Origin of the sequence: Acutalibacter sp. 1XD8-33 (assembly GCF_003612555.1) — a bacterium.
Classification (GTDB): Bacteria; Bacillota; Clostridia; order Oscillospirales; family Acutalibacteraceae; genus Acutalibacter.
In genome coordinates this window covers 1-6,496 of sequence record NZ_RAZF01000012.1, presented here as the reverse complement: position 1 = coordinate 6,496, position 6,496 = coordinate 1, and the positions used below count along the sequence as shown (strand labels likewise).

At 50.4% G+C, this 6,496-nt stretch carries 8 protein-coding genes; 1 reads left to right on the top strand and 7 read right to left on the bottom strand.

Annotated elements, in window-relative coordinates; translation table 11 throughout:
- Positions 1 to 50 precede the first annotated feature (50 nt).
- From D7X94_RS09795 to D7X94_RS09765, 7 genes are all read right to left on the bottom strand, one after another.
- Entirely contained in the window at positions 51 to 542 is a 492-nt protein-coding gene (locus D7X94_RS09795; RefSeq protein WP_120427542.1) for a hypothetical protein, read from the bottom strand.
- Between the two features lie 388 nt (positions 543 to 930).
- Positions 931 to 2,121, bottom strand: a complete 1,191-nt coding sequence (locus tag D7X94_RS09790) for a DUF4368 domain-containing protein (protein WP_243111249.1) — start codon at positions 2,119 to 2,121, stop codon at positions 931 to 933.
- 79 nt (positions 2,122 to 2,200) lie between these two features.
- The gene (locus tag D7X94_RS09785; RefSeq protein ID WP_120427541.1) at positions 2,201 to 3,826 is read right to left on the bottom strand and encodes a recombinase family protein; all 1,626 of its coding nucleotides are present in this window, start codon (positions 3,824 to 3,826) and stop codon (positions 2,201 to 2,203) included.
- A gap of 109 nt (positions 3,827 to 3,935) precedes the next feature.
- Complete coding sequence (locus D7X94_RS09780) at positions 3,936 to 4,151, bottom strand: hypothetical protein (RefSeq protein WP_120427540.1); 216 nt, start codon at positions 4,149 to 4,151, stop codon at positions 3,936 to 3,938.
- Positions 4,148 to 4,612, bottom strand: coding sequence for a hypothetical protein (locus tag D7X94_RS09775; protein ID WP_120427539.1), 465 nt, complete (start codon positions 4,610 to 4,612; stop codon positions 4,148 to 4,150). The genes D7X94_RS09780 and D7X94_RS09775 overlap by 4 nt, the downstream gene beginning before the upstream one ends.
- Before the next feature lie 301 nt (positions 4,613 to 4,913).
- The gene (locus D7X94_RS09770) at positions 4,914 to 5,456 is read right to left on the bottom strand and encodes a hypothetical protein (RefSeq protein WP_120427538.1); all 543 of its coding nucleotides are present in this window, start codon (positions 5,454 to 5,456) and stop codon (positions 4,914 to 4,916) included.
- Between the two features lie 48 nt (positions 5,457 to 5,504).
- Entirely contained in the window at positions 5,505 to 5,942 is a 438-nt protein-coding gene (locus D7X94_RS09765; RefSeq protein ID WP_120427537.1) for a DUF3879 family protein, read from the bottom strand.
- Between the two features lie 345 nt (positions 5,943 to 6,287).
- Here D7X94_RS09765 and D7X94_RS18860 point away from each other — a divergent pair.
- On the top strand, positions 6,288 to 6,496 hold a 209-nt coding region (locus D7X94_RS18860), incomplete at its 3' end, for a hypothetical protein (protein WP_207667181.1).

The following is a 6,496-nucleotide window of genomic DNA, read 5'->3' as shown; positions in this document are numbered from 1 at the left end:
ATTTTCTTCATCATGATTCCCACCTTCTTCCCTGTAAACTTTTGACACGTCTATTCTGGAAGATCCCAGTCAAATTCGGTGTATCCGAAACAGCAGTCATACCAGCGATAGCGCCCGCTGCGGCACAAAATGTCTCCTTTAAACACATTTCCCTCCAGCTGGTAGCTCGTTTCGTATGTATCGTTGTTGCCGTTTAGTGCTGAGATTTCCATCAAAGGGCCGTTCCAATTACGCGGGTCCTCGTATATGGTATACCAGGCATTTTCAAACCAATAGTCCATAACAACTTCTTTATAGGGCGAATCAGACACATAGACCTCGCTCGTACTGCGATACCGGATTTCCACGTTGGTGACCTCTTCGCCCTCCGAGCCTTCGGCTACGGTCATTCCCAAGAGCTCCCCGGATACCCCCGGATGATCCCTTCTCTGGGGCGCTTCCTCCCACATGAGAAATTCATCCTGGGGTTGCACCGGGCCGCACCCCGCGCAAAGACAGCACACCGCCAAAGCCGCCGCGAACAGTTTGATGATTTTCTTCACTCTATCACACCCCTCATGTTTTATATATCTACCCTATCACGATATCGGGTTATTGTCAATATATAATGCTCAAAAATAATTAAATTTTTTGTAATAAAAGCCGATAAGCAAAACAAAAAAGCCCCGGGGTTCCCCGCCCCAAGGTCTTACTTCTCGAACTCCCCGCAGCGGATATTGGGATGGGTAACGCCGCAAATGCTTTTTGAACGGTATGTAACATAGCCGGGGCAAAATAGAAAGGACAGTGAGAAAGCGGGGATAAAAACGGCCCGGCTTGCTTTGTTATGGAGTTTTGCACCGTAAAAGCATGAAAAAGAGAGATTTCCCGTTAGGCGGACACCCATAAGGAAGTAAATGAATTTTCCGGTAAAACCGGCGTAGCGAAAGGTTACGCCGGTTTTTCTGTACCTGCAGGTATATCCGGTTTATAAAGCGGAATACGGATTTTCCCCACATAAGTAAAATAAATTTCAATGGTGACATGCTTTCTCCCGCCGATTCTCTCCGGGCTGTGAATTACGATCCTGTCAATCAGCTCATTTACGGTGGAAGCATCAAGTTCCTGCAAGTCGGAATACCGGTCTGCAAGCTGGAGAAAGCGCCCCACATCGGCAATCTGTTCCGTCTCATTTTCAATTTCTTGTTCCAATGAGGAAGCAATTCTCTGAATCTCCGCCTGTTCCGTTTCATACTGCGCCGAAAGTTTTTGAAAACGAAGGTCACTCAACTTACCCAGAACGGAATCCTCATAAAGTCTTTGGATAATCTTGTCCAAATCTTCCATACGCTTCTGTGCCCCGGAGAGGGCTTTTCGCTTCTGCGTCAGCTCCGCTTTCCGGCTGGCTTCGTCCTGCGCCAGCATTTCCTGCGTGAAATCATCCCGGAACAGCTGTACATAGGACAGCGTTCCCTGAATACATTCCAGAACCCTCTTATAAAGCGTGACCTCCCGGATATAATGAATCTGGCAGGAACCTGTGTTGCTCTTGTAATTGGAACATACAAAATGATTCTGTGAATCATCTTTGTAGGTATTGCAGGTGCAGTAATAGAGTTTTGCACCGCAGTCGGCACAATAGACAAGGCCGGAAAAAATACTTGTTTTCCCTGTCTTTGTCGGTCGGCGTTTGTTTGTCCGTAATTCCTGCACCCGTTCCCACTGCCCGCGTTCAATGATTGCCGGCTGTGTGTCCTCAAATATCCGCTGTTTTTCTTTCGGATTCACCATACGCTTTTTGAATTTCAAGGATTTGGTATAGGTCTTGAAGTTGACGGTACAGCCAGTGTATTCCGTTCTCTCCAATATTGTGGTGACAGATTTGGAACACCACTGGTACAGGTTATCCGGCATTGCCCATCCCTTTTGTTTTGCGTTATAAGCCGTAACCGTCAGCACCTTGCTCGCTGTCAGGATTTTTGCAATCTGCATGGGGCCTTTCCCCGCAATGCACAGGTCAAAGATACGCCGTACCACCTTTGCCGCTTCTTCGTCCACAATCCATTTCTTTTTATTCTGTGGGTCTTTCACATATCCATAAGGCGGGTTGCTGGCAATATGTTCCCCGGCCTCCCCGCGCATTTTCACAACGGCACGGATTTTCTTGCTGGTGTCCTTTGCGTAATAATCGTTAGATAACCTCGCATAAAGAAGTACAGATTTACAGTTCAATATACCCGACAAAGTTGTAGTAGATTTTGATGTCCCGGTGGGTTTCCCCGGCGATTTCATACTTCTCGCCCACCTCGATGCGCTTAACCAAACGCAGGAGGGTAGGGCGATCCAGTTCCTCAAGCTGGGAGTAGTCCCGAATCAGGTTTAGCCATTCATCGGCGGCGCATTCGTCCTCCCTTTGAGCCTCCAATTGCGCTGTGAGCTGCGTCCGCTGTTCCAGCTTGCTCCTGCGTTCGTCCTCGTAGCGGTTCATCAGCTGGACGCACAGCGTCTCCGGCATAACGCCCTTCACCTTGTCCTCGTAGGCCGACACCACCAGCTTTTCCAACTCGGCCAGCCGCTTGTCCACCGCCGCCAGCGTTGCCCGGAGCGCCTTTGTCTGCTCCATGCTGGCGGCGTTCTTTTGGGCGAGGATTTTCTCCTTGAGGGCGGCGGGACTGTTTTGGGCCAGCATCGCCTTGGCGTGGATGTCCAGCAGGAGCAGTTTCGTCAACACCTTGCAGTTGATGTAGTGTGAGGTGCAAACCGCCTTGCCGCCACTCATATACCGGTTGCAGGTGTAGGCTTGAAAACCGCCAAAATGTCCATCGGCGTGGCGTTTCCGGCTTCGATAATCTCTCTGATACCGCATGGAGCCTCCGCAGTCCGCACAGTAGAGAACGCCGGCGTACATGGAGATTTCCCCATCGCTGCCGGAACGCCCCTTGGAGGGGTGGTTGTCCAGCCTTTGAACGGCGTCCCAGACCTCCTGGGAGACAAGCGGTTCATGGGTATGCTCCACCTTGATCCAGTCCTCTTTCGGCTTGCTCACCTGCTTGTGAACCTTGTAGGAGACAGTGCCGGTCTTGTTCTGCACCATGTGGCCGAGATAGACCTCATTCCGCAGGATGGTCTTGACCGTCACATCGTTCCAGTAGGGTGTCTCGCCCCGCAGGTTCGGCCTGCCCTCTGCCATGTAGTAGAAACCGCGGGGCGAGGGTACGCCCTCCTCATTCAGCGTCCGGACGATTTTCCGAAAGCTGTCCCCCTGCAAGCGCATATCGAAAATGCGGAGAACAACAGGGGCGGTCACAGGGTCAATTTCCAGGATGTGCTTGTCCGCCGGAGATTTTCGGTAGCCGATGGGAGCGTAGCACCCGACATACTTTCCCGTTCGAAACGTGGACTGCTTGACGGCGCGGATTTTGCTGCTGGTGTCGCGTGCATAGAGATCGTTCATGACGTTCTTCAAAATAACCAGCATCTCATTGTTCTTGTGGATGGTGTCCACGCCGTCATTGAGGGCGATAAAACGGCAGCCCATCGAAGGGAACACGATGTCCGTATATCGGCCCGCCTCAATGTAATCTCTGCCGAGGCGACTGAGGTCCTTACAGAGTATCAGATTGATTTTCCCTGCCCTGGCATCGGCGATCATCTGATTGAACATAGGCCGGTCGAAGGTCGTTCCAGAGACCCCGTCATCGCAGTAGGCGGCGTAGAGGTTCCAGCCCTGTTCCTGCACATAGCGGCTAAGCATGATTTTTTGATTTTCGATGGACACGGACTCGCCGGTCCTCTCATCGTCCCGGCTGAGCCTGCAATAAATTCCAACATTGTATTTTTCCTGCATCTTGTTTTTTTACCTCCCTGGACGCAGGAACATAGCATCTATTACCTGCCCCCATTATATCCGCTTTAGCACTGTAAAGCAATAGCTTTCTGACGGACATCGAAATTTTTTACGTCGTCCGCCGCCTGTTCCGTTCCAGTTCTAACCTGTCGATGACCTCGCCCATTTCCGCTTTTTCCGCAAAGCTGCTGGACAGGTGATAGGTCACTCCGTCCATTTCCACATCAAGCCCCAGGTTCAAAAACACGCCTCGGCGGTCTCCGTATTGGTAGCCGGGAAACTCTCCTGCCACTGTGATTTCTACTGGCCGTTTTTCGGTTTTCATGCGATACCTCCCATGCTCCGCAGAATGTCCACGGTGTTGCCCAGCGCACAATAAAGCGCCTCGCTGTCTGGATTTTTCATACTGGACTTTGCCGCCATGCGGATTTCCCGCAGAGCAATTTCTACCTCCCGTGTGGTGTACCCATTTTGAACGGCGGCGATGGCAAGGTTGGCGAGATAGATGCAATCGGTACGGCCCAGCTTGTCCTGCACCGCTATTCTGCCGAGCTGTTCCAAGATGCCGTCCCGTGATTTTAAGGTGACCGCCGTTCTGTCCTCCCGCCATAAAACTTCGCTGTTTTGAATTTCGGTAGCCGCTACCAATAACAGGTGGACACCTTCATACATATACATCTTGTTCAATGCCTGCCGTCTGCTGGGGGCGTATTCCTCGGTAATGTGGGTGTCCAGCTTCGGTCTGCCCCGGCCACGCTTGACTTCTTCCACTTTGACGTTTCCCATTGTCTGGCCTCCTTTCAAAAATAAAAAACGCAGATACAACAAGACCGACCCCAGCAAAAACGCTGTGGTTCGGTCTATGTATCTGCGTGAAAAATATGTGCAGTATTCAGTTCACCATTATGATAGCACAAACAGATGTTCCTGTCAATGCCTTTGGGGAAATTTTCATCGAGGGCTGGCGGAGGTGGCGATGCACTATGTGGCAAGCTGGGCGTTTTACAAAAAACATTTGTCAAGGGAAATTTCGCCCAAGTGAAATCCAACCGGAAACTGGAATTAGCTTACTTCTTAGTTTTAGAAATTATTTGTTTCCATTCAACATATGGAGCCACGCACTATACGCCTCTGGGTCCGACTTTTGCAGAGCAACCTGCCAATCAGCATAGCCATTTTTGAACAGTTTAATTGTTTCTGTGTAGCCATAAGCCGCACTGCTTTCACTGATTTGTTTCAAACGGTCAACTGTGGCATTCCAGCTTTTCATGGCCCTACCCATAGCGTCGCCCTGCTTTTTACGCTCCACGGACGCAGGGTCAGTAATGTCAATAACTGATGGTCCTTGTTGGAAAGGTTGCGAAACATCAGCTTCAGCATCCAACGAAAGAATATCTGTTCCATCCGTAAAAGAAAGACGTTGAAGATCTTTTGCCTTTGCAAGAGCCTCTGCGCTAATCGAAACAGTATCAAATCGTGGTAGTGCGCTACCATGAATTTTTTCCGCAGGCTGGCCGGTCTCGGCGGTCTGATGTACGGGGTCAAAGTTAACCTGCTTGACAAAGGCGGCGTTATTCACCAGTTCGGCGGGAAGCCGATTCGCTGGTGTCTGTGATACAATCAAAGACATGGTTTATACCTCCGTGGCTTATAGTTTACCTTTTGTGCCTTATCGGATTCATACCTGTATATCCAAGCCCTGCCGATAGCTGTCCAGAATGCTGGTATCAAAGGGCTTACCCCAATCCCAGCTTGGGTCTTGCTGATGGACAAACTCTCCCAGCCGAGTGGCCTCGCTATGGAATATCTCATTCAGCGTCCATGACGCACTCAGCCGTTTTTCTGGAGCCAGGGACATGGTATAGCCCCGGATGACCTTGCTAATGTCCTCGCCATCGCTGACCCCGTAGCCGTTTTTCATGTGGTCGAAAGCGATCTGCTTGACCTGCTGCACCACGCCCTCATCCACGGGGACGATTTTCCGATAATCACCCGCATCGTTCAAACTCATGCCGGGTGTGCCGTAGGGATTGACATGGGGCTGGCCTTGCTGCCGCTGAGTCAGGGTAGCAACGCGCTGTTGCTGTTGGCTCTGTACTATCTGTGTGATTGTCATAGTAGTTAGTTTCAACCCCTTTTTGCAAAATTTTACTTTATTTATTATATCGACATTTGACGATAGAAATTAAGTGTTCGGATAGAAAAAGTAAACAAATAGTACGTTGTCAGTCTGATTTTCTCCCATTGTAGTTTAGGCTTGGGTTCTGCAAAGGCCGGTCATCTTTCCCTCTTTTGGAACTGCCACCAAAGTGGCAAGCTGGGCGTCTGTATATACAAACGCTCAAAACCACGGTTCCCGGCGATGCCGGAAACCGTAGGTTTTGCTTGTTGGGAAGTATCCCAAGCCCTTTGAACAGACCGCTCCGCTGGTCTGGCTACGGCTCTGCGAGCCTGACGGATTTTGAAAATGCCGTTTCCTGTCACGGGACAGTTTGCGATTATGTTGGCAAGCCAACCTTGCCATTTTCCAAAAATCTCTGCCGGAGGTGGGAGAAAAAGCGCCGGAACGGTGCGTAGCCGCAGAATGAAATTCTGCGAAAAGGGGTTTGGGGTGCTACCCCAACAAGCAGAGAAACAGATTTTCGGCGTAACCGCCGAAAATCTGCTTTT

Coding starts and splice junctions, on each gene's coding strand:
- D7X94_RS09765 (WP_120427537.1), bottom strand. CDS start 5,942: ATGACAATCACACAGATAGTACAGAGCCAACAGCAACAGCGCGTTGCT.
- D7X94_RS09775 (WP_120427539.1), bottom strand. CDS start 4,612: ATGGGAAACGTCAAAGTGGAAGAAGTCAAGCGTGGCCGGGGCAGACCG.
- D7X94_RS09785 (WP_120427541.1), bottom strand. CDS start 3,826: ATGCAGGAAAAATACAATGTTGGAATTTATTGCAGGCTCAGCCGGGAC.
- D7X94_RS09790 (WP_243111249.1), bottom strand. CDS start 2,121: ATGCGCGGGGAGGCCGGGGAACATATTGCCAGCAACCCGCCTTATGGA.
- D7X94_RS09770 (WP_120427538.1), bottom strand. CDS start 5,456: ATGTCTTTGATTGTATCACAGACACCAGCGAATCGGCTTCCCGCCGAA.
- D7X94_RS09780 (WP_120427540.1), bottom strand. CDS start 4,151: ATGAAAACCGAAAAACGGCCAGTAGAAATCACAGTGGCAGGAGAGTTT.